The organism is Polynucleobacter sp. AP-Latsch-80-C2, from assembly GCF_018882185.1.
In the GTDB taxonomy this organism is placed as follows: domain Bacteria; phylum Pseudomonadota; class Gammaproteobacteria; order Burkholderiales; family Burkholderiaceae; genus Polynucleobacter.
The window spans coordinates 312,394-332,953 of the sequence record NZ_JACVOY010000001.1; the positions used below are offsets into that span (position 1 = coordinate 312,394).

General features: G+C 46.1%; 23 protein-coding genes. 21 read left to right on the forward strand and 2 right to left on the reverse strand.

The annotated features are described in order from the left end of the window. The first annotated feature begins 23 nt into the window (after window positions 1–23). From trpB to ICN47_RS01610, 11 genes are all read left to right on the forward strand, one after another. A complete protein-coding gene (gene trpB, locus ICN47_RS01560; RefSeq protein ID WP_216218149.1) occupies window positions 24–1,217 on the forward strand; it encodes a tryptophan synthase subunit beta in 1,194 nt (397 codons plus the stop codon). Between the two features lie 43 nt (window positions 1,218–1,260). Beyond that, a complete protein-coding gene (trpA, locus tag ICN47_RS01565) occupies window positions 1,261–2,058 on the forward strand; it encodes a tryptophan synthase subunit alpha (protein WP_216218150.1) in 798 nt (265 codons plus the stop codon). Window positions 2,059–2,064: 6 nt separating this feature from the next. After that, window positions 2,065–2,952 (forward strand): acetyl-CoA carboxylase, carboxyltransferase subunit beta, encoded by an 888-nt coding sequence (accD, locus tag ICN47_RS01570; RefSeq protein WP_216218151.1) that lies wholly within the window; start codon window positions 2,065–2,067, stop codon window positions 2,950–2,952. A 4-nt stretch (window positions 2,953–2,956) separates the two neighbouring features. Continuing rightward, entirely contained in the window at window positions 2,957–4,282 is a 1,326-nt protein-coding gene (gene folC / locus ICN47_RS01575; RefSeq protein ID WP_216218152.1) for a bifunctional tetrahydrofolate synthase/dihydrofolate synthase, read from the forward strand. Window positions 4,283–4,285: 3 nt separating this feature from the next. After that, the gene (locus tag ICN47_RS01580; protein WP_216218153.1) at window positions 4,286–5,092 is read left to right on the forward strand and encodes an SPOR domain-containing protein; all 807 of its coding nucleotides are present in this window, start codon (window positions 4,286–4,288) and stop codon (window positions 5,090–5,092) included. Further along, window positions 5,092–5,658 carry a CvpA family protein gene (locus ICN47_RS01585; RefSeq protein WP_216218154.1) on the forward strand — a complete coding sequence of 189 codons (567 nt, stop codon included), beginning with the start codon at window positions 5,092–5,094 and terminating at the stop codon, window positions 5,656–5,658. Before ICN47_RS01580 ends, ICN47_RS01585 begins: the two co-directional genes overlap by 1 nt. A gap of 4 nt (window positions 5,659–5,662) precedes the next feature. Then, on the forward strand, window positions 5,663–7,201 hold the full coding sequence (gene purF / locus ICN47_RS01590; RefSeq protein WP_216218155.1) for an amidophosphoribosyltransferase: 1,539 nt from the start codon (window positions 5,663–5,665) through the stop codon (window positions 7,199–7,201). 59 nt (window positions 7,202–7,260) lie between these two features. Next, on the forward strand, window positions 7,261–8,469 hold the full coding sequence (locus tag ICN47_RS01595) for an O-succinylhomoserine sulfhydrylase (protein WP_216218156.1): 1,209 nt from the start codon (window positions 7,261–7,263) through the stop codon (window positions 8,467–8,469). Between the two features lie 25 nt (window positions 8,470–8,494). Next, window positions 8,495–9,115 (forward strand): class I SAM-dependent methyltransferase, encoded by a 621-nt coding sequence (locus ICN47_RS01600; protein ID WP_216218157.1) that lies wholly within the window; start codon window positions 8,495–8,497, stop codon window positions 9,113–9,115. Window positions 9,116–9,140: 25 nt separating this feature from the next. Further along, the gene (locus ICN47_RS01605) at window positions 9,141–9,632 is read left to right on the forward strand and encodes a rhodanese-like domain-containing protein (RefSeq protein WP_216218158.1); all 492 of its coding nucleotides are present in this window, start codon (window positions 9,141–9,143) and stop codon (window positions 9,630–9,632) included. A gap of 84 nt (window positions 9,633–9,716) precedes the next feature. Continuing rightward, window positions 9,717–10,118, forward strand: coding sequence for a sulfurtransferase (locus ICN47_RS01610; protein WP_370626243.1), 402 nt, complete (start codon window positions 9,717–9,719; stop codon window positions 10,116–10,118). Window positions 10,119–10,174: 56 nt separating this feature from the next. Here ICN47_RS01610 and ICN47_RS01615 read toward each other — a convergent pair whose 3' ends face one another. Continuing rightward, window positions 10,175–11,284: an ABC transporter ATP-binding protein gene (locus ICN47_RS01615; RefSeq protein WP_216218160.1), complete on the reverse strand. Its 1,110-nt coding sequence runs from the start codon at window positions 11,282–11,284 to the stop codon at window positions 10,175–10,177. Continuing rightward, window positions 11,284–11,937, reverse strand: a complete 654-nt coding sequence (modB, locus tag ICN47_RS01620) for a molybdate ABC transporter permease subunit (protein ID WP_216218161.1) — start codon at window positions 11,935–11,937, stop codon at window positions 11,284–11,286. Before modB ends, ICN47_RS01615 begins: the two co-directional genes overlap by 1 nt. 108 nt (window positions 11,938–12,045) lie before the next feature. Between modB and ICN47_RS01625 the strand changes: the two genes are divergently transcribed. The 10 genes from ICN47_RS01625 (at window position 12,046) to ICN47_RS01670 (ending at window position 20,514) form a co-directional block, all read left to right on the forward strand. Next, complete coding sequence (locus ICN47_RS01625) at window positions 12,046–12,381, forward strand: helix-turn-helix transcriptional regulator (RefSeq protein ID WP_216218162.1); 336 nt, start codon at window positions 12,046–12,048, stop codon at window positions 12,379–12,381. A 35-nt stretch (window positions 12,382–12,416) separates the two neighbouring features. After that, entirely contained in the window at window positions 12,417–13,817 is a 1,401-nt protein-coding gene (gene soxC, locus ICN47_RS01630; RefSeq protein ID WP_216218163.1) for a sulfite dehydrogenase, read from the forward strand. Further along, on the forward strand, window positions 13,801–14,889 hold the full coding sequence (locus ICN47_RS01635; RefSeq protein ID WP_216218164.1) for a c-type cytochrome: 1,089 nt from the start codon (window positions 13,801–13,803) through the stop codon (window positions 14,887–14,889). Before soxC ends, ICN47_RS01635 begins: the two co-directional genes overlap by 17 nt. Window positions 14,890–14,956: 67 nt before the next feature. Beyond that, a complete protein-coding gene (gene soxY / locus ICN47_RS01640; RefSeq protein ID WP_216218165.1) occupies window positions 14,957–15,409 on the forward strand; it encodes a thiosulfate oxidation carrier protein SoxY in 453 nt (150 codons plus the stop codon). 55 nt (window positions 15,410–15,464) lie between these two features. Beyond that, window positions 15,465–15,773: a thiosulfate oxidation carrier complex protein SoxZ gene (gene soxZ, locus ICN47_RS01645; protein ID WP_216218166.1), complete on the forward strand. Its 309-nt coding sequence runs from the start codon at window positions 15,465–15,467 to the stop codon at window positions 15,771–15,773. Window positions 15,774–15,817: 44 nt separating this feature from the next. After that, on the forward strand, window positions 15,818–16,630 hold the full coding sequence (gene soxA / locus ICN47_RS01650) for a sulfur oxidation c-type cytochrome SoxA (RefSeq protein WP_216218167.1): 813 nt from the start codon (window positions 15,818–15,820) through the stop codon (window positions 16,628–16,630). A 19-nt stretch (window positions 16,631–16,649) separates the two neighbouring features. After that, complete coding sequence (gene soxX, locus ICN47_RS01655) at window positions 16,650–17,288, forward strand: sulfur oxidation c-type cytochrome SoxX (RefSeq protein ID WP_216218168.1); 639 nt, start codon at window positions 16,650–16,652, stop codon at window positions 17,286–17,288. Between the two features lie 47 nt (window positions 17,289–17,335). Further along, entirely contained in the window at window positions 17,336–19,066 is a 1,731-nt protein-coding gene (gene soxB / locus ICN47_RS01660) for a thiosulfohydrolase SoxB (RefSeq protein WP_216218169.1), read from the forward strand. Window positions 19,067–19,119: 53 nt separating this feature from the next. Then, complete coding sequence (locus ICN47_RS01665) at window positions 19,120–19,527, forward strand: DsrE family protein (RefSeq protein ID WP_255538892.1); 408 nt, start codon at window positions 19,120–19,122, stop codon at window positions 19,525–19,527. A gap of 51 nt (window positions 19,528–19,578) precedes the next feature. After that, window positions 19,579–20,514, forward strand: coding sequence for an MBL fold metallo-hydrolase (locus ICN47_RS01670; protein ID WP_255538877.1), 936 nt, complete (start codon window positions 19,579–19,581; stop codon window positions 20,512–20,514). Window positions 20,515–20,560: the final 46 nt, after the last annotated feature.

Here is a 20,560-nt window from a genome sequence, read left to right on the forward strand (position 1 = left end):
TAAATAATTCAAAAGAGGTAGCTATGTACGACAAGCCAGATGCACGAGGACACTTCGGTCCTTACGGTGGTGTGTTTGTATCCGAGACGTTGATGTATGCATTAGATGAACTCAAAGAAGCCTATGCAAAATATCAACACGACCCAGAATTTATTGAAGAGTTTCATTACGAACTCAAGCATTTTGTGGGTAGACCATCCCCCGTTTATCACGCTAAGCGTTGGAGCGAAATGCTTGGTGGCGCGCAAATTTATTTAAAGCGCGAAGACTTAAATCACACTGGCGCACACAAGATCAATAACGTGATTGGTCAGGCAATGCTTGCTAAGCGTATGGGTAAGCCTCGCATCATTGCTGAGACAGGTGCAGGGCAGCATGGTGTTGCAACGGCAACCATCTGCGCGCGTTTCGGTTTGGATTGCACCGTATATCAAGGTTCTGTTGACGTTGCACGTCAAGCACAAAACGTATTCCGCATGAAGTTACTCGGCGCTAAAGTGGTTCCAGTGGAATCTGGTACTAAGACTTTGAAAGATGCGCTCAATGAGGCGATGCGAGATTGGGTTACCAATGTCGACAATACTTTCTACATCATTGGTACCGTAGCAGGCCCACATCCATACCCAATGATGGTGCGCGACTTCCAAAGCGTCATTGGTGAGGAGTGCAAAGTGCAAATGCCCGAGATGACCGGCCGTCAACCAGACTATGTCTTGGCGTGTGTTGGTGGTGGATCCAATGCCATGGGTATTTTTTATCCCTATATTGATTTTCCTGAAGTGAAGTTGGTTGGTGTTGAAGCTGCAGGCCATGGCTTAGGTAGCGGTTTACACTCAGCGGCATTGTGTGTCGGTAAGCCTGGCGTATTGCATGGGAATCGCACTTATTTGCTACAAGATGAGAATGGTCAAATTTCTGAGACGCATTCCGTTTCGGCTGGTATGGACTATCCAGGCGTTGGTCCTGAACATGCATGGCTGAAAGATTCTGGACGTGCTGACTACGTTGCCATCACTGACGAAGAGGCGCTTAAAGCATTTCATGATTGTTGCCAGATCGAAGGCATTATTCCTGCTCTCGAGTCCTCACATGCGATTGCCTATGCCTGCAAGTTGGCTAAGACCTTGCCTAAAGATCAAACTATTTTGGTCAATCTCTCCGGTCGTGGCGATAAGGATATGCATACCGTTGCGCAGGCAACGGGATCTGAAGGCTAAGCAATTCAGAATAAAAAAAAGAAGAGAAGAATAAGAAACATTTATGTCAAAAATTACCGCGCTCTTTAAAGAGTTAAAAGCCAATGGCAAGAAGGGGCTCATCCCTTTTATTACTGCTGGCGATCCTGATCCAAAACTCACTGTGGATTTAATGCATGCCTTAGTGCGTGGTGGATCTAGCGTGATTGAGTTAGGTGTGCCCTTTTCTGATCCAATGGCTGATGGTCCTGTCATTCAAAGATCTTCTGAGCGTGCATTGACCCAAGGCGTTACTTTGCATGGCTGCTTGGAGATGGTGAAAGAGTTTCGCAAAAAAGATGCTGATACCCCAGTAGTGTTGATGGGCTATGCAAATCCTGTTGAACAAATGGGGGCAGAGCGTTTTGCCACTGAGGCAAAAGCTGCGGGTGTTGATGGTGTTTTGATTGTGGACTATCCACCAGAAGAGTGCGTTGATTTTGCGGCGCGGATGCGGATTGCAGGAATAGATCCTATTTTCTTATTGGCGCCAACTTCATCACATGATCGTATTAAAGCGGCTGCCAAAATAGCTTCTGGTTATATCTATTACGTGTCTATGCGCGGTGTGACAGGAGCCTCCCATCTCAATACTCAAGATGTGGCCAGTATCATCCCCAAAATTCGTGAAGAGACGGATATTCCGATCGCCGTAGGCTTCGGTATAAGCGATGCGGCTAGTGCTAAAGCGGTGTCTGCCAGCGCGGATGCCGTGGTGATTGGTAGTCGAATTATTCGTCTTTTAGAGGATGCGCCCCCAGGTCAAGCAGTACAATCACTGGAAACCTTTATTCGTGAAATTCGCGACGCTTTGGACAGTTAAATACGCATGAGCTGGATAGATAAGTTACTCCCACCCCAAATTCAACATACCGATCCTGTTAATCGCAAGTCGGTTCCTGAGGGATTGTGGGTAAAGTGCCCAGATTGTGCGACAGTTCTCTACAGCACTGACTTAGAAGCGAATCTTTCCGTTTGTCCAAAATGCAGTCACCACATGCGCATTGGCGCACGCCAGCGTTTGGATAGTCTTTTAGATGAAAAAGGCCGCTATGAAATTGGTGCTGATATTTATCCAATTGATCCTCTGAAATTCAAAGACTCTAAAAAATATTCTGATCGTATTAAAGAGGCAAACGATGCCTCTGGTGAGACAGAAGCCTTGATTGCCATGGGTGGAAAAGTAGAAGGCATTCCAGTAGTCGCTGCTTGCTTTGAGTTTCAATATATGGGCGGGTCTATGGGCTCTGTAGTGGGTGAGCGTTTCGCTCGCGGTGTACAGGAGGCGATTCATAAAAAATGTGCTTTTATTTGCGTTACCGCTACTGGTGGTGCACGTATGCAAGAGTCATTGCTCTCTTTGTTTCAAATGGCAAAGACCAACTCGATGTTGACGCTCTTGTCTAAGAAAGGCTTGCCTTACATTAGCGTTCTGACTGATCCAACGATGGGCGGTATTTCTGCCAGCTTTGCCTTCATGGGTGATGTGGTGATGGCTGAACCAAAAGCCTTGATCGGGTTTGCAGGACCACGCGTGATCGAGCAAACAGTTCGTGAAAAATTGCCTGAAGGATTTCAGCGCTCAGAATTTTTGATGCAAAAGGGTGGGATTGACATGATTGTTGATCGTCGCCATATGCGCGGTGAGATAGCGCGTTTGCTTGCTTTGTTGCAACAGCTTCCTGAGCCTGCGATCGCGGGTAGCGCAGCTGTTTAAGCGCTTGACTACCGCACATCAATCCCCCGAATTATTTTCTAGCCTGGAGGCTTGGCTGAGCCACCTCGAGACCGCTCATCCCGTTGGTATCGATATGGGGCTGGAGCGGATTAACCGTGTGAAGGCGGCTCTCGACCTCCATTTTGATTGCCCAGTGATAACGGTTGCAGGCACTAATGGTAAAGGCTCTACTTGCGCTTATCTTGAAAGTATTTTATTAGCGTCTGGTTATCGCGTGGGGTGTCATATGTCGCCCCATTTACTCAAATTTAATGAGCGTGCACGCATCAATGGCGCAGACGTTGGTGACAATCTTTTATTGGAGCATTTTGCTGCGGTCGAAAAAGCGCGCGTGAGCTTAGTCGATGCGCCAACACTGACTTATTTTGAATTCACCACCTTGGCAATCATGCATTTATTTGCCACCTCGAACTTGGATGCTGTTGTTTTAGAGGTGGGTATGGGCGGCCGCTTGGACGCAGTCAATATTGTGGATGCTGATTGCGCAATTATGACCAGCATTGATATTGATCATGCTGATTATTTGGGTGGTACTAGAGAGGCTATTGGTTTAGAAAAAGCCGGCATTTTTAGACCAGGACATATTGCCATTTGCGGTGATCCCGTTCCCCCGCAGTCCTTGATTGACTGTGCTGAAAAATTGGGTTGTGACTTATGGCTGCAAGGCCGTGATTACAACTTCCAGGGTGATAAACAGCAATGGGGTTGGGCAGGGCGCCAAAAACGATTTAGCGGTCTGGGATATCCCGCATTACGGGGCGCCAATCAGATTCTGAATGCCTCAGCGGTGATCGCTGCCCTAATGGCGCTGCACCAGCGTCTGCCTGTGAGCGCCCAAGATATTCGTAATGGATTTGCCTTGGTTGAACTTCCCGGTCGATTCCAGGTGCTCCCTGGCCAGCCTACAGTGGTATTGGATGTTGCCCATAACCCTCATGCAGCTGCAACCCTGGGGCAGGGCTTGGAAAGAATGGGTTATCACCCCTATACCTACGCTATTTTTGGTGCCATGGCGGATAAGGACATCGAAGGGGTCATCAAGCCCTTGTTGGGAATTGTGGATTTTTGGTTCTGCACCGATTTACCTACTACAAGGGCAGCTAGCGCTCAGGACTTGGCCAAGAAGCTTGAGGTATTGGGCGTGAAGCCTAAAAATGGGGCAGATGGCGGAATTGAGTGCTTTCCGGATCCTGCTGCAGCGTATCAAAAAGCGCTATCTCAGGCTGGTGAGAGTGATAGAATTGTGACCTTCGGATCCTTCTATACCGTTGCAGGCGTAATGGCTTATCGAAACAACCAGGCGCATTGATCCATGATTCGTTTACCGAAGCTTTTTAAGCGAAAAACACAGGCTGATGACCTTGATCTAGGTTCAGTCAGGGGTCGTCGCACCACCAAGAATCCTTCTCCTCGTAGTTTTCAGAGCGCCGCCGAAGCGGAAGAGCTCGCCTTAACTGAAGATCCAGAACAGCAACGTGCGCGCCATCGTTTAATTGGTGCGGCTGTATTGGTTCTGATCGCCGTTGTAGGTCTACCTCGAATTTTGGATAACAAGCCTAAGTCAGTAACAAACGATATTGCTGTCAATATCGTTACCAGTTTGCCCGCCCCGTCAGCAGAAACTAAATCTATTGATAAGCCTAAAGTTGACGCTACTGTGGATAAAGCGATCAAAGAGGCAGCATCTGAGCCTAAGGCTGAAGTGAAGCCTGAGGTAAAAGCAGAAACAAAAGTAGAAGCTAAGGCAGAAACTAAGCCAGTAGCTCCAGCACCAGCAAAATCATCTGGACTAGGTCTTGCAGCTGGTGAGGAGGTAGTGAGTGCACCTGCAAAACCGAAGCCTGAAGAAGCCGTGCCAAAGTCAGCAACAACGGGCTCAGGAAAATTTGTGATTCAGATCGGCGCCTTTGCATCTGAGGAGCGCGCTAAAGGTTGGATAGCAAAACTCAAAGAGCAAAAGATTCCGAACTACGTTCTGAATAAGAACGGAACCGACGGTGCTAAGTTATATATTTTGCGTGCCGGACCCTACACCGATAAAGATGCAGCTGAAGCAGCAGAGAAAAAAATCAAGGCGATGGGTCTCTCACCAAGACTTGTCGAGACTGGTAAACAGTAATGGAATACATATCCACCCTAAAATTTACAACGGTGGATTATTTCACCCTTGTGGTCTTGCTGGTGTCTGCATTGATTGGTATTTCACGTGGACTATTTAAAGAGGTGCTTGCGCTAGCTTCTTGGTTTGTCGCTGCCTGGGTGGCATATCACTACAGCAATTATTTATCGACCGAGTGGTTGTCAACCCTCCATCTCGACGAGCTATTCAGCTTGGGCATTAGCTTTTTAATTCTATTTATTTTGACTCTGATCGCTTGTGGATTATTTGGTGGAGTCATTCAAAAAATTATCCTATCCGCAGGTTTGAGTTTGACCGATCGATTCTTGGGTTTGGTATTTGGTTTAATGCGCGGCGCTTTGATTGTGGTTGTCTTGGCTACCTTAGCGGCATTAACCCCTATTCCTCAGAGTGTGGCTTGGCAAAAAGCCATTACGCGGCCTGCCATTGATATGGCCACAGGATTAATTAAAAGTTGGTTGCCTGCAGATTGGGCAAAACAATTGGGTGATGCAATGCCTAAAGTGACTCCAACCATCACTCCTAAATTAACGATAGGGATCTAGAAATATGTGCGGCGTTGTAGGAACAGTTTCCCACTCCCCAGTTAATCAGCTCCTTTATGATGCTTTGTTGCTCTTGCAACATCGCGGACAGGATGCTGCAGGTATTGCCACGATGAACGGCAACTCATTCACCATGCATAAAGCCAATGGCTTAGTGCGAGACGTATTTAGAACTCGCAATATGCGTAGCTTAGTCGGTAGTGCCGGTATTGGACAGGTGCGATATCCAACCGCTGGTTCGGCTAGCAGCGAAGAAGAAGCCCAACCTTTTTACGTCAGCGCTCCCTACGGAATTATCTTGGCCCATAACGGTAACCTCACAAATGCGCCTAGTCTGCGCGTTGAAATGGCTTACCGTGATCGTCGTCACATCAATACCAGCTCTGACACAGAAGTATTGTTGAACGTCCTTGCGGATGAGTTGCAAAAAGAAACCAATAGCGCAGCCTTGGATGAAGGCGCAATGTTTAATGCCGTTACTGCCGTTACGCAACGCGTTAAAGGTTCTTATGCTGTGGTTTCTTTAATTGCAGGCTATGGCTTATTGGCATTTCGCGATCAGTATGGCATTCGTCCTTTGTGTATTGGCCGCATTGATACAGCAAAAGGTCCAGAATGGATGATTGCCTCAGAATCAGTTGCTCTAGAAGGTCTGGGCTTTACCTTTGTCCGTGACGTGAATCCTGGCGAAGCAATTTATATTGACTTGGATGGTAACTTCTATTCACGTCAATGCGTGCCTAATGCGGTTCTGACACCTTGTATTTTTGAGTACGTCTACATGGCTCGTCCAGATTCAACGATTGATGGCGTTACCGTCTATAACGTTCGGATGCGTATGGGTGACTATCTTGCGGAGAAGATCCGCAAAGAAACCAATGTTTCTGAGATTGATGTCGTGATGCCAATTCCGGACTCAAGCCGTCCAGCAGCAATGCAGGTTGCGAAGCGTTTAGGGGTGGATTACCGCGAAGGCTTCTTTAAGAACCGTTATATCGGTAGAACATTCATCATGCCTGGGCAAGCAGTACGTAAGAAGTCGGTACGCCAAAAGCTCAATGCAATGCGTATTGAATTCAAAGACAAGACTGTATTAATTGTGGACGACTCGATTGTTCGTGGCACTACCTCATTTGAGATTGTGCAAATGGCTCGTGAGTCCGGTGCCAAGAAAGTGATCTTTGCCTCTGCTGCACCTCCAGTGCGCTTCCCAAATGTGTATGGCATTGATATGCCTACCCGTAGCGAGTTAGTTGCGTATGGCCGTACCGATGAAGAGATTAATAAGATGATTGGCGCGGATCAACTGATCTACCAAGATGTTGAAGATATGAAGCAGGCGGTTCGCGATATCAATCCAGATATTCAGAACTTTGAAGCTTCTTGTTTTGATGGTTTTTATGTTACCGGCGACATCACTGAGTCTTATCTTGATGCTTTGGAGGCCGCAAGAAATACTTCTGATGCAAAGGCAGACCGTCAGCGGGATTCCAGTGATTTTGCCCGCTCTCAACTGCATCTTCATTTGGCTACTGAAGACTAAAAACGACAAGAATTTGCCTTTGCGAAGGCAAATCCGCGTTTCAATGTCAAAATAGCAGTATGAAGAGCAAAACCACCCGTAAAAAACCCGATTTTTCAAAACTTGCCCCAGAGACGCTGGCAGTTCGTGCTGGCACTCGCCGTACGAGCGAATACCAAGAGCATTCAGAAGCTTTATTTCTGACATCGAGTTTTTGCTTTGATAGTGCTGAGTTGGCCGAAGATGGTTTTGCTCATGCTGATCAAGGCTTTATTTATTCACGCTTTACCAATCCCACCGTCAGCATGTTCCAAGATCGCTTGGCTGCTCTGGAGGGTGGCGAGTCCTGTATCGCTACTGCATCGGGTATGTCTGCCATCTTAACGATGGCAATGGCGCATTTGCAGTCTGGTGATCATGTCGTTTGTTCGCGCTCGGTCTTTGGCGCAACGATTCAATTGTTTTCCAATATCTTGGGTCGTTTTGGCATTACAACAACGTATGTTGACTTGTCAGATACCAAGTCATGGCAAGCTGCTGTTCAGCCAAATACCAAACTGTTTTACTTAGAAACGCCATCGAATCCTTTAACCGAAATTGCGGACATTAGAGCGATTTCGAAGATTGCTAAAAAGGCAGGCGCACTCTTTGCAGTCGATAACTGCTTCTGTACGCCTGCATTGCAAAAGCCTTTGGCTCTTGGTGCCGATGTAGTGATTCATTCAGCTACCAAATACCTAGATGGTCAGGGTAGAGTTGTGGGCGGCGCAATTGTGGGCAGTAAAGATTTTGTGATGGGTAAAGTATTTCCTTACGTGCGCACTGCAGGACCAACGCTTTCTGCCTTCAACGCCTGGGTCTTTCTGAAGGGTCTAGAAACGTTAGAGCTGCGCATGAAACAGCAAAGTCAGAATGCACTTGCATTGGCACAATGGCTGGAGAAGCAGCCAGGTGTCGAGCGTGTATACCATCCGGGCCTAAAATCGCATCCCCAGCATGCCTTGGCAAAACGCCAACAAAAAGAGGGCGGCGCTATTCTGTCTTTTGTATTAAAGGGTGGTAAGAAAGCAGCCTTCAAACTCATTAATCAGACCAAGCTTTGCTCGATTACGGCAAATCTTGGTGATACCCGCACCACTATCACCAATCCAGCAACTACAACGCACTGCCGAGTTAGTCCAGAGGCGCGTAAGGCGGCTGGAATTACCGATGGTTTGGTAAGAATTGCGGTTGGCCTTGAAAATATTAACGACCTGAAGAGTGATCTCATTGGCGGGTTGAAGAAATAAGCAAGATTAAATAAGAAGGTAAGCCATGAGTTTTGAAGATGCTACTCAGTTCTGGAACGAACGCTTTGATAACGCAGAATTCATCTTTGGCAAAGAGCCCAATGAGTATCTAGTCGAGAAAACTCAACAGTATTTAAAGCCCGGTCAAAAAGTTCTTTGCATTGCCGATGGTGAAGGGCGTAATGGTGTTTGGCTGGCTAAGCAAGGAATGCAAGTTATCGGCTTTGATGCATCTGATATTGCGCTAGCTAAAGCTAAGCAGTTTGCTAAAGAAAATCAGGTAGAAGTCGAATACTCCTTCTCTGACACCGATAGCTTTGCGTGGCATGCCAATACGTATGACGCAGTGATTGGGATCTTTATTCAGTTTGCAGATCCAGCAATGCGTGAGAGAATTTTTCAGAAGACTTATGAGGCCCTAAAACCTGGCGGTATATTTATCCTGCAGGGCTACACCCCTAAGCAGCTTGAATACAAAACAGGTGGCCCCTCGTTAATAGAGCATCTCTATACCGAGGAACTGATTCGACAGCTAGCAAAAGGCCTTGATATTCGCGATCTCACCATCTATGAAAAAGAGCTATCAGAGGGTGCGCGACACACTGGTATGTCTGCTTTGCTTGGTCTGGTTGCGCAAAAACCATAATTTCGATATATTTTTTAGGATGGCTATGAAAAAGATTCAATGGGGTATAGCCCTTGTATTGACTGCGCTAGTTGGTCTTGTCCATGCGGCGACATTACCTGGACCGGTTGTTAGTGCTGATTGGCTTGCTACCAATATGAATGAAGTACAGGTTATTGAGGTTAGAACTGACTTGGCGAGTTATGTACGTAATCCAGTATTTGATACAGACAAAAAAACAGGGAAGAAATTTTTAGTTGAAGTTGGTGGGCATATCCCCAATTCAAGCCTCCTAGATTTTAAGAAAGTACGCGTAGAACGTTTAGTGGATGGCAAGAGGATTAAGTTACTCATTCCGGAGAAAGCTGATTTTGAAAAATTAGTCCAAACACTGGGAGTTAACTCGGATAAACCTATAGTTCTAGTTCCGATTGGCCAAGATATGTCGGATATCGATGAAGCACTGAGGATGTACTGGCAGTTTAAGGTTTATGGTGAAGATAGTGTTGCAGTATTGGATGGCGGTATCGCAGGATAGTTAGGCGAAGGTCGTGAATACACTACGGCAACAACTCAAAAATCCTCTGGTAACTGGGCGGCTAAAGCTTTTCGTCAAGAGCTCATCGCAAGTTCTGATGAGGTTGCAGCAGCCTCCAAAAGTGGCAAGCCACAATTGTTAGATGCTCGTCAGCCAGCGCAATACTTGGGCCTTACTAAGCGCCCGGATGTGCAAACCTTTGGTCATATTGCAGGATCTAAAGCCCTTGCACCTGAATTATTGGCTAAACCTACTAATGGCGCCCTGTATTTTTGGCAAAAGATTACCTATGATGCGTTGATGTCTGCTAATGGCTTAAGCACCAAAGCTCCAACAATTAGTTATTGCAATACAGGTCACTTGGCTGCAGGCGGTTGGTTCGTGATGTCAGAACTAGCGGGTAATAAGTCTACGAAGTTGTATGACGGATCCCTATACCTTTGGACTCTAGAAGACCGTCCTTTAATTGGTGTTCCTTTGAATTAATCCGGGAAGGGTGCATACTTAGCTGTCTGGGGTTGCACCTCTCTTAATACTCATAATTACTGCTCAACAAATCGTCTAGGGTCATTGATTGGCCTTAAGGGCATGATGTGAATCTTGGTGCTATCGATTTCAATTTGAGTAACTCCGCCAAGCTCTAAAGCAAGTCGCTTAATTTCAGCGGCAGATGCTTGCCAAGTAATAACATGAGCTCCATCATTCAGAGTCATTTGAATAACGGCTATTTGTCCTAATGTACTTATTTGGATTACGGTTGCAGGAATGCTCGAACTGCTTTGCTGTGCATGCAGGCTTAAGCCATCAGCCGGGATTACCCATGCAACCGGGGTATTAGGCGGAATCTTTCCTTTATCGATTACGTTGAATTGAAGTGCGCAAGCGTTCCAACTCAGTTTGCCCGCATTAAAAATACCCTCAAACATATTATTGATGCCGACCAACTCTGCAACACGCGAGTTTCTTGGTTTTTGGAATAATACTTGTGGCGCTGCAGTCTGTAATCCAATGCCTTGGTCAATGACGGTAATTCGATCAGCTAACAAGTCAGCCTCATGCAAGTCATGAGTAACCATCACGATGGGTATATTTAAATCCTTGCGCAGATCAGCCAGGGTTTTATAAAGACTTTGGCGAGTTGGCGCATCAATCGCAGAAAAAGGTTCATCTAGCAGCAACACCTTTGGCTGTCTTGCTAAAGCCCTAGCTAATGCAACGCGTTGTTGCTGTCCACCCGAGAGTTGATGTGGCATTCGCTGCGAAAGTTCTGCAATCCCCATGCGCATTAACCAGTCTTGAGCAATTTTTTTGCGCTCAGCGATGTTTTGGCCAGAATTTTGCAAAGGAATACAGACATTCTCCAAGGCGGATAGGTGTGGGAATAGGGCATATTGCTGAAACAGAAAACCACAAGAACGTGCGGATGGCGCAAGAGTCTTGGTAGCGCCATGAAGTTCATCACCTTCAAACCAAAGTTCCTTATCGCATTCAATTCTTCCGGAGTGTGGGTGACTTAATCCGGCAATGGTCCGAAGGACGGAGGTTTTTCCACTGCCAGAAGGTCCAACTAGGGCATGTAATTCGCCGGGCCCACATTCCATATTGATTTGCAGGGGGCTTGGTGTAGCTTGGATGACTTTTACCTTAAGCATCAAGTCCTCCGATTTCGTTGATGCAGGGGTGAGCGGCCAAAGACGCCATAGGAAAGGGCGATTGCTATAAGCGAGACAGCTAGTAAACACAGGGATAAGGCCCCAGCTCCTGAGGCATCAAAACTTTGCACCTTGTCGTATATGGCAATCGAAACGGTTTTGGTTTCTCCAGGAATTGCGCCGCCAACCATGAGGATGACTCCAAACTCACCCAAGGTATGTGCAAATGTCAAAACAGCGGCGCTAGTAATTCCGCGCCAAGCTAATGGAAGTTCAATTAAGCGGAAGATTTGCCAATTAGATAAACCACTGACTTGAGCGGCTTCTCGTATATCTGGGTTAATAGATTCAAAAGCACGCTGAATTGGCTGAATTGCAAAAGGAAGGTTGACGATCAGCGAAGCAATCAGAATGCCTGTAAAAGAAAAGACTAATGGTGTGCCCAAGATACTTTTGCCGCTCAACCCAATTAAAAGGTAGTAGCCCAATACCGTTGGCGGCAGTACCAGTGGAAGTGCGAGGGCAGCTTCAATCCAGGGCCTACTTTTGCCTAATTTCTGCAGGGAATGGGCTACCCAGATGCCAAAAGGCAGGATTAAGGCAAGCGTCCACAAGGCTAGCTTTAAAGAGAGAAGAATGGCTTCTATATCCATCAATGGATTGTATCGTCAGATGTACTCAGGGTATCTCACTATATAAGTCGATTCGTTACTGGGTTTAAATATGCTTATATACGCATATAAGCAAATAAATAGCCATTTATGAAAACACGAGTTCAAAAATCCACCAAAAATTTATCTCCAAAACAGATGGAAAAAGTCTTCGCAAAAGTAGCTGAATATTTCAGCGTACTTTCTGAGCCTTCCCGTCTGCGCATTATGTATGCAGTTTGTAGTGGTGAAAAAACAGTGTCAGAAGTTGTTGAGCTTTGTGGCTCCAGCCAGGCTAATGTCTCGCGTCAACTCGCTGCACTTCACAAGTCAGGCATATTACTCAGGCGTAAAGAGGGTGTAACGGTTTATTACTCTATTGCAGATAATGCAACCGTAGAGATGTGTCAAACAGTCTGCGCGAAGATTGCAGAAAGCTTGCACTAAGTGTTGAAAAATTTAACTTGTTAAGTAGAGATCAAATGACTAAGAAGCAAATTGAATTGAGCGCCCAGGACATCTCTTTTGTTGAGAAGCCCACAAATAGAGCGCGCTTAGTAAAAGCGCCTGAGCACTTCGTTTCCCAGGATTTGATTGCGGATATTAATGCCAATGGTCTGGATGAAAATCGCCGGGGCTTTTTGCGCAAAGGCTTTTTATCTGCTATCGGTGGAGCAGCTGCAAGCTTATCTGCGCCAATGGCATTTGCTGCTGGTGAAGGTGATCCAGCAATCCTAGAAAAACAAGAGTGGCAGACTACGCTAGGTAAAAACGTTGCCACGATGCCATATGGCGTGCCATCAATTTATGAATCCAATTTGATTCGCCGTGAATCACCGGGCTTAACTCGTGTATCAGCAGCTTCAGTTGCCTTCACGCCTTTACAGGGTTTATTTGGAACGATTACTCCAAACGGTTTGCATTTTGAACGTCATCACCAAGGTTGGTACAACCTAAACCCAGAAACCCATCGCTTAATGGTGAATGGCATGGTGAAGAACGCTCGTGTTTTTACGATGAGTGATTTGATGAGGCTACCTTCAGTCTCGCGTACGCATTTCATCGAGTGTGGTGCTAATACCGGTCTAGAGTGGGGTAACGTTGCTGTGCCAACGGTGCAATATACCCACGGTATGCTGTCTTGTTGTGAGTTTACTGGCGTACCTCTAAAAGTATTGCTAGAAGAGTGCGGTGCCGATCTGAAAAAAGGCAAGTTCTTGCTAGCTGAAGGTGGCGATGGATCTGGCATGACGCGGACAATTAATTTGGAAAGCTGCTTAGACGATACGATTGTTGCCTGGAGTATGAATGGCGAAATGTTACGCCCAGAAAATGGCTTCCCATTACGCTTAGTAGTGCCTGGTGTGCAAGGGGTGAGCTGGGTGAAGTGGCTGCGTCGCCTCGAGGTAGGTGATATGCCATGGAATGCAAAAGATGAGGCAGTTCACTATATCGAACTGATGCCAGATGGAATGCATCGTCAATATGCATCTATTCAAGAGTGCAAATCCGTCATTACTACGCCATCGGGCGGTCAGCAATTATTGGATAAAGGTTTTTATAACGTGAGCGGTATGGCTTGGTCTGGCCGCGGCAAAATTAACCGTGTGGATGTCTCGTTTGATGGTGGTAATAACTGGCGCACTGCGCGCTTGGAGACACCGGTTCTGACAAAGTCAATCACCCGTTTCAATATTGATTGGGTATGGGATGGTGCACCAGCGATTTTGCAGTCCAGGGCAATAGATGACACTGGATATGTCCAGCCCTCCATCAAGATGCTGCGCGATGTTCGAGGAAATCGCTCCATCTATCATAACAATGCAATTCAGTCTTGGAAATTAGATTCAAACGGCGAGGTGAGCAATGTACAAGTCGGCTAAAGTGATTGCTCGTTTAGGACTGTTCAGTCTTGCGGTATGTGTTTCTGGGATTGCCTTTGCACAATCTTCACAGAACTCTGTCAAGTTTCCCGGCATAGGTCGTAATGCGACACCGGCTGAAGTACTTGCTTGGGATATTGATGTCCGCCCAGATTTCAAGGGATTACCAAAAGGATCGGGCTCAGTTGAGAAGGGTCAAGCTATCTGGGAATCTAAATGCGCTAGTTGTCATGGCGTATTTGGCGAGTCCAACGAAATCTTTACGCCAATTGCAGGTGGTACTACAGCAGATGATGTGAAGACGGGTAGGGTAGCGTCGTTGGCTGATCGTAAGCAGCCTCAGCGCACAACCCTAATGAAGGTGCCGACGGTTTCTACTTTGTGGGACTATATCTATCGTGCAATGCCTTGGAATGCACCAAGATCGCTAACACCAGATGACACCTATGCACTAGTTGCTTTTATCTTGAGCTTAGGTGAGATCGTTCCGGATGATTTTGTGTTGAGTGATGCCAATATTGCTGAAGTTCAAAAGAAGATGCCTAACCGTAATGGCATGACTCGAAATCATGGCTTTTGGAGTGTGAATGGTAAGCCTGATGTTAATTCAACAGCCTGTATGAACAACTGCGTTAAGTTTGTGCAAATTGGCTCTACCTTGCCAGATTTTGCAAGAAATGCCCACGGAAATATTGCAGAGCAAAATCGTCTCTACGGTCCGTATCGCGGTTCCGATTCCACTAAGCCGCCTTTGGAGAAACTGCCTGGCTCAACTGGAGAAGGCTTAGCTCATGCTGCTGATACACATGCAGCGACAACTAAAGGGCCTGCAGCCCTATTTAAAAATGAGAACTGCTCAGCTTGTCATGCCCCTAATGCCAAGTTAGTAGGGCCGTCCCTTGCAGATATTGCAGAGAAATATAAAGGTCAAAGTGGAGCACAGGATAAGCTAATGGCAAAGGTTAAAAACGGCGGTTCTGGCGTATGGGGAGCCATTCCCATGCCTCCACAATCTCAATTATCGGATGAGGATAGAGCAACCCTCGTGCGATGGGTTTTAACAGGACAGTAGTTTTTAGGAAGCTTTTTGGAAATACCACTATATTTGATAGTAAGAGTAGATTAATAAAGGAGTTTTTATGAATCAGCAGCGACGCAGTTTATTGAAATATTCAGCCGTATTTGGCTTGATGGCTTCTGCGGGTCTCATTAGCGTGGCCCAAGCTCAAGAGTGGAACAAAGCCGCCTTCGAAGGTAAGAGCCTAGACGACGTATTCAAAATCTTAGGTGCTAGCAGCCCTGATAAATCTGGAGCTGTTACTTTAAATGCCCCTGATATTGCAGAAAATGGTGCCGTGGTTCCAGTTGGCATTGTTACTACCCTTAAAGCAGAGCAAATGGCTATTTTGGTTGAGAAAAACCCAAGTGCATTGGCTGCCCAATTCTTTATTCCTGCCGGTACTGAGCCATTCGTTACAACACGTATCAAGATGGGTCAAACCTCCAATGTATACGCCTTAGTAAAAGCAGATGGCAAGTGGAGTATGGCTGTTAAGGAAGTGAAAGTTACTTTAGGTGGTTGCGGCGGTTAATTGACGACGACTAAAAACATACTATTAATTAAATACTAGATTACAAGAGGAAAACATGGCTGATCCAATGCGCGTTAGAGCTGCTGAGAATGGTGGAATTGTGGATGTAAAGATTTTGATGAAGCACGATATGGAATCTGGTCAGCGTAAAGATGCTGCTGGTAAAACAATTCCTGCGTGGCATATCACTACTCTGAACGTCAAAGCAAATGGTAAAGATGTATTGAATGGTCAATTTGGTCCAGCAGTATCTAAGGACCCATTCTTGAACTTCAAATACAAGGGCGCTAAGGGCGACAAGATTGTTGTGAGCTGGGTTGATAGCAAAGGTGACAAGCGCACCGATGAAGCAACTGCTTCTTAATGCGATTGATCTTCACCGCCTCCATGGTTCTGAAAGGGTAAAAAATGCAGCGTAAATTAACCTTGGGCTTAGCCTCAGGAGTATTGACAACCTTGTTGTCGATGTCATCATTGTCTTTTGCGCAAAGCGCCACTGACGATATCGCAAAGTATCGCGAGATGATTGCAGATGGTAATCCTTCGGAGCTATACGAGGCTGCAGGTGAAGAGCTTTGGAAAAAACCTGCAGGACCCAAAAACGCTACTCTTGAAAAGTGTGACTTAGGTTTGGGGCCTGGAGTGGTCAAGGGTGCAGCAGCACAATTGCCGCGTTACTTTAAAGATACCAATAGGGTTCAAGACCTGGAGTCGCGTTTAATGACTTGTATGCAAAAGCTACAAGGTCGCGATCCACAAGAGATGATAGATGCACCATTTCAAAAAGGTCCAAAGAAGGATATGGAGGCGATTGTTGCCTACGTAGTGACCTTGTCAAAGGGTGACAAAATCAATGTCAGCACAAATCATCCAAAAGAAAAAGAAATGTATGAGCTTGGTAAGCGCGCATTCTTTTTTCAAGGGGGTCCAATGGACTTCTCATGCGCTTCTTGTCATGGCGAAGATGGCAAGCGCATTCGTTTGCAAGATTTGCCTAATATCACCACCCAAAAAGGTGCAGCTTTAGGCTGGGGTTATTGGCCAGCGTATCGCGTATCTAGTGGGCAGTTTTGGACCATGCAGCAGCGTTTAAATGATTGCTATCGTCAACAGCGCTTTCCATTCCCAATTTATGGCTCTGATTTAACTGTAGCTTTATCAATGTATATGTCAAAGAATGCCAATGGCGGCACAGTAGAAACGCCTGGCTTAAAGCGCTAACAGATCAGAGACAGAGAATATGAATATGAAGAACATGAAATCCCTCTTGGCCATTAGCGCATTAGGCTTCGCATTAATCGCACTGCAAAACTCTGCATTAGCTCAGCAAAAAAATGATCCTAAATTCAATAAGATGATGAAGGATGGCTTTAGGGCTGATGGTATTGCAGGCTTAGATCGTATCGATCAAGATGAAACGCAGAAGTTCTGCTCTGATCCTGTATTTGCGAGTAGCAAGCAGGGCGAAAAAATGCGCGAGAAGATTCAGAAGATGAATATGGATAGCATCAAGCAGCCTTCAGATGGTAAGTACATTGGCGATTGGAAAAAAGGTGAGGCGATTGCGCAAAGCGGTCGTGGCGCAACTTGGACCGACACTGCAGCGACACCTATTGGCGGCGGTTGTTACAACTGTCACCAAATCGATAAGAAAGAAATTTCTTATGGAACGATTGGGCCAACCCTATGGAATTATGGCAAGCTTCGCGGCTATACCAATGAAGTGGTCACCTATACCTGGAATCGAGTCAATAACTCGAAGGCTTATAACGCTTGTAGCAATATGCCTAGATTTGCCCACTTCAAACTCTTAAATGAGCAGCAGATTCAGGATGTGATGGCCTTACTGCTGGATCCTGCATCGCCTGTTAATCAATAAAGCACTAAAGAACAGGCCGACAGGCCTGTTTTCATAAGGGGAATGTTATGTCTTTAAGTCGTCGCGATTTTCTGCAGGCCTTGGCTATTGCATCGGCAGGTGGAATGAGTTTGCAATCAAACTTTGTAAATGCACAGAGCACTGCGCAGAAGTTTTATGACTTACCAAAATTTGGTAATGTCCACTTTTTGCACTTCACCGACTGCCACGCACAGTTGTTACCGATTTATTTCCGTGAGCCCAACGTTAATATCGGTATCGGCACGCAAGAAGGCAAGACGCCACACTTGGTGGGCGAATATTTCTTAAAGGCTAATGGCATTGCAGCGGGTACTCGTGATGCTCACGCATTTACTTATTTGGATTACGTGGCTGCTGCCCAGAACTACGGCAAGATGGGCGGCTTTGCCCATATGGCAACGTTAATTAAACAGATGAAGGCAAATCGCCCTGGTGCCCTATTGCTTGATGGTGGTGACACTTGGCAGGGCTCCGGCACTGCCTTATGGACGAATGGCCAGGATATGGTCGACGCCGCACTGGCATTGGGTGTTGATGTGATGACGCCTCACTGGGAGATGACGCTTGGGGAGAAGCGCGTCATGGAAATTGTGAATGGCGATTTCAAGGGGAAGGTGTCATTCATTGCGCAAAATATTAAAACTTCTGACTTTGGCGACCAGGTATTTAATCCCTATGTCATGAAGGTGCAGAACGGCATTCAGGTGGCTATTATTGGACAAGCATTCCCGTATACGCCGATTGCAAATCCACGTTACTTCACACCGGATTGGACTTTTGGTATTCAAGAGGAGAATATGCAAAAGACGATTGATGAGGTGAGATCTAAGGGTGCAAAGGTTGTAGTGCTCTTGTCACACAACGGTATGGATGTGGATTTAAAGATGGCTTCCCGAGTGCATGGTTTGGATGCAATTCTGGGTGGGCATACACATGATGGCGTGCCTATTCCGGTCAAGGTTAAAAATGCCGGCGGTATCACTCTAGTGACGAATGCGGGTTCTAACAGTAAATTTCTAGGCGTCCTAGATTTTGATGTGAAGGGCGGCAAGGCGGTTGATTTCCGCTACAAACTTTTCCCGATCTTCTCTAATTTGATTCCTGCTGATCCTGCAATGAGTAAGTTGATTTCAAAAGTGAGGGCTCCTTATGAAGCTAAGCTCAATGAGAAGCTCGCCACTACCGAAGGCTTGTTATATCGACGAGGTAACTTTAATGGCAGCTTCGATCAATTGATTCTCGATGGTTTGATGGCGCAAAAGAATGCTGAGATCGCTTTCTCGCCCGGTTTCCGCTGGGGCACTAGCTTGTTGCCTGGACAGCCCATAACGCGAGAAAATCTTTTGGACCAAACGGCGATTACCTATCCATACACTACCGTCACCAATATGACGGGTGAGACGATTAAAACGATTTTGGAAGACGTTGCAGACAATTTATTTAATCCCGATCCGTACTATCAACAGGGTGGAGATATGGTGCGCGTAGGCGGTATGCAATACGCCATTGATCCTGTTCAAACTACCGGCAAGCGAATTACAGACATGCGCCTGAACGGTAAACCAATCGAAGCTAGCAAAACTTATAAGGTGGCAGGTTGGGCGCCAGTAAGTGAAGAAGCGAAGAACGCCGGCGGCGAGGCGATATGGGATGTGATGGAGCGTCACTTACGTGATGTGAAAGTCGTGAAAGCCGTGAAGCTCAATGAGCCCATCATTAAGGGTATTTCTAATAACCCCGGCATGGTCTCCCTCTAATAATTGAATTGAAAGTGCATATGATGAACAAATTGACTGGTTTTGTACTGGTAATGCTATTTGCCCTGGGATTAAATTCTCCTGTAATGGCGCAAGGGGCTGGTTCAACTAAAGTGGTTTATCACATCGATGATGCTGAAACACAAGGTTTAAAGGGTTTGCGCAATATTCGCAATCACTTGGACACCTCTCCTCAAACTACGATCATTGTTGTCACCCATGCGAATGGCGTTGATATGCTGATGGAAGGCGCCAAGGATAAAAAGAATAATGTGGAATATGCGCCACTAGTAGGAGCTCTCAAATCTCGTGGTGTGAAGTTTGAGGTATGTGAAATCACTTTAAAGAATCGCAATCTCAAGAAAGATCAGTTCATTATGGATGCCGATTTCACGCCATCAGGAGTCGTGCGGGTTGCTGATCTCCAGTATAAAGACGGTTTTGCTTACATTAAGCCTTAAGCGCATTTCGTGAATTTTGGTATGTTGGTTTTCAGATATATAAAGCCATTGATGAGGATCCTTGTAGGATCCCTGATCTTTTCTGCTGCTGCCTATGGCCAAACCACATCACCTGTAGATGCAATTCAACTAAAGCCAATTCAAGTAGCCCCACATACTTACTTTGTTCAAGGCTTTCCAGAAATGGGTAGCAGCGCTAACCAGAATTTTATTTCGAATGCGGGTTTTGTCATTACTCCTAAGGGTGTAGTGGTAATGGACTCACTGGGTTCACCAGTTTTAGCAAAGAAGCTCATTCGAGAAATTGCTCGCATTACTCCACAAAAAGTAGTTGCTGTGATAGTGAGCCATTATCATGCCGACCATGTCTATGGTTTGCAAGAGTTCAAAAAGATTGGCGCAACAATTTATGCTCAAGGAGAGGGTAGAAATTACTTATCCTCTGAAACTGCAAAACAGCGCCTCATTGCTTCGCGTATTGACTTTGCTCCATGGGTTAATGATCAAACCAATCTCGTTTCTGCGGATGTCTGGATAGATCAGCAATTCAAACTGAGTGTTGGTGGAGTGGAATTTTTGATTAGCAGGGTAGGTCCTGCACATGCTCCCGAGGATTTAATGGTCTATGTGCCCTCTGAAAAGGTGCTCTTTGCGGGAGACTTAGTATTCCGGGGGCGAATTCCTTTTGTTGGCAATGCCGACAGTAAGGGATGGTTGTCTGCTTTGAATGAGATTGAGCGTCTCAACCCGGATATCGTGATTCCTGGGCACGGAAACTACTCAGTTCAACCCATTCAAGATATCGCCTTTACCAGAAGCTATCTCAAGTATCTAAGGGAATCGATGACTTCCGCAGCGACCAATCTGGATCCATTTGAAGAGGCCTATCAGCAAACAGATTGGTCAGAATACGAAGGAATGCCCTTATTTAGAGCCGCAAACCGCATGAATGCCTATAACGTCTACCTTTCGATTCAAGCAGAGTAGGGCAAACATAGTGCTGGGGCTTTAAAATAGCTATTTAATGCTAAAT

Coding starts and splice junctions, on each gene's coding strand:
- ICN47_RS01595 (WP_216218156.1), top strand. CDS start 7,261: ATGAAGAGCAAAACCACCCGTAAAAAACCCGATTTTTCAAAACTTGCC.
- soxA (WP_216218167.1), top strand. CDS start 15,818: ATGCAGCGTAAATTAACCTTGGGCTTAGCCTCAGGAGTATTGACAACC.
- soxC (WP_216218163.1), top strand. CDS start 12,417: ATGACTAAGAAGCAAATTGAATTGAGCGCCCAGGACATCTCTTTTGTT.
- ICN47_RS01580 (WP_216218153.1), top strand. CDS start 4,286: ATGATTCGTTTACCGAAGCTTTTTAAGCGAAAAACACAGGCTGATGAC.
- soxX (WP_216218168.1), top strand. CDS start 16,650: ATGAATATGAAGAACATGAAATCCCTCTTGGCCATTAGCGCATTAGGC.
- ICN47_RS01600 (WP_216218157.1), top strand. CDS start 8,495: ATGAGTTTTGAAGATGCTACTCAGTTCTGGAACGAACGCTTTGATAAC.
- modB (WP_216218161.1), bottom strand. CDS start 11,937: ATGGATATAGAAGCCATTCTTCTCTCTTTAAAGCTAGCCTTGTGGACG.
- ICN47_RS01615 (WP_216218160.1), bottom strand. CDS start 11,284: ATGCTTAAGGTAAAAGTCATCCAAGCTACACCAAGCCCCCTGCAAATC.
- accD (WP_216218151.1), top strand. CDS start 2,065: ATGAGCTGGATAGATAAGTTACTCCCACCCCAAATTCAACATACCGAT.
- ICN47_RS01585 (WP_216218154.1), top strand. CDS start 5,092: ATGGAATACATATCCACCCTAAAATTTACAACGGTGGATTATTTCACC.
- purF (WP_216218155.1), top strand. CDS start 5,663: ATGTGCGGCGTTGTAGGAACAGTTTCCCACTCCCCAGTTAATCAGCTC.
- soxB (WP_216218169.1), top strand. CDS start 17,336: ATGTCTTTAAGTCGTCGCGATTTTCTGCAGGCCTTGGCTATTGCATCG.
- ICN47_RS01635 (WP_216218164.1), top strand. CDS start 13,801: ATGTACAAGTCGGCTAAAGTGATTGCTCGTTTAGGACTGTTCAGTCTT.
- ICN47_RS01625 (WP_216218162.1), top strand. CDS start 12,046: ATGAAAACACGAGTTCAAAAATCCACCAAAAATTTATCTCCAAAACAG.
- ICN47_RS01665 (WP_255538892.1), top strand. CDS start 19,120: ATGCTATTTGCCCTGGGATTAAATTCTCCTGTAATGGCGCAAGGGGCT.
- ICN47_RS01605 (WP_216218158.1), top strand. CDS start 9,141: ATGAAAAAGATTCAATGGGGTATAGCCCTTGTATTGACTGCGCTAGTT.
- soxY (WP_216218165.1), top strand. CDS start 14,957: ATGAATCAGCAGCGACGCAGTTTATTGAAATATTCAGCCGTATTTGGC.
- soxZ (WP_216218166.1), top strand. CDS start 15,465: ATGGCTGATCCAATGCGCGTTAGAGCTGCTGAGAATGGTGGAATTGTG.
- trpB (WP_216218149.1), top strand. CDS start 24: ATGTACGACAAGCCAGATGCACGAGGACACTTCGGTCCTTACGGTGGT.
- trpA (WP_216218150.1), top strand. CDS start 1,261: ATGTCAAAAATTACCGCGCTCTTTAAAGAGTTAAAAGCCAATGGCAAG.
- ICN47_RS01670 (WP_255538877.1), top strand. CDS start 19,579: ATGAGGATCCTTGTAGGATCCCTGATCTTTTCTGCTGCTGCCTATGGC.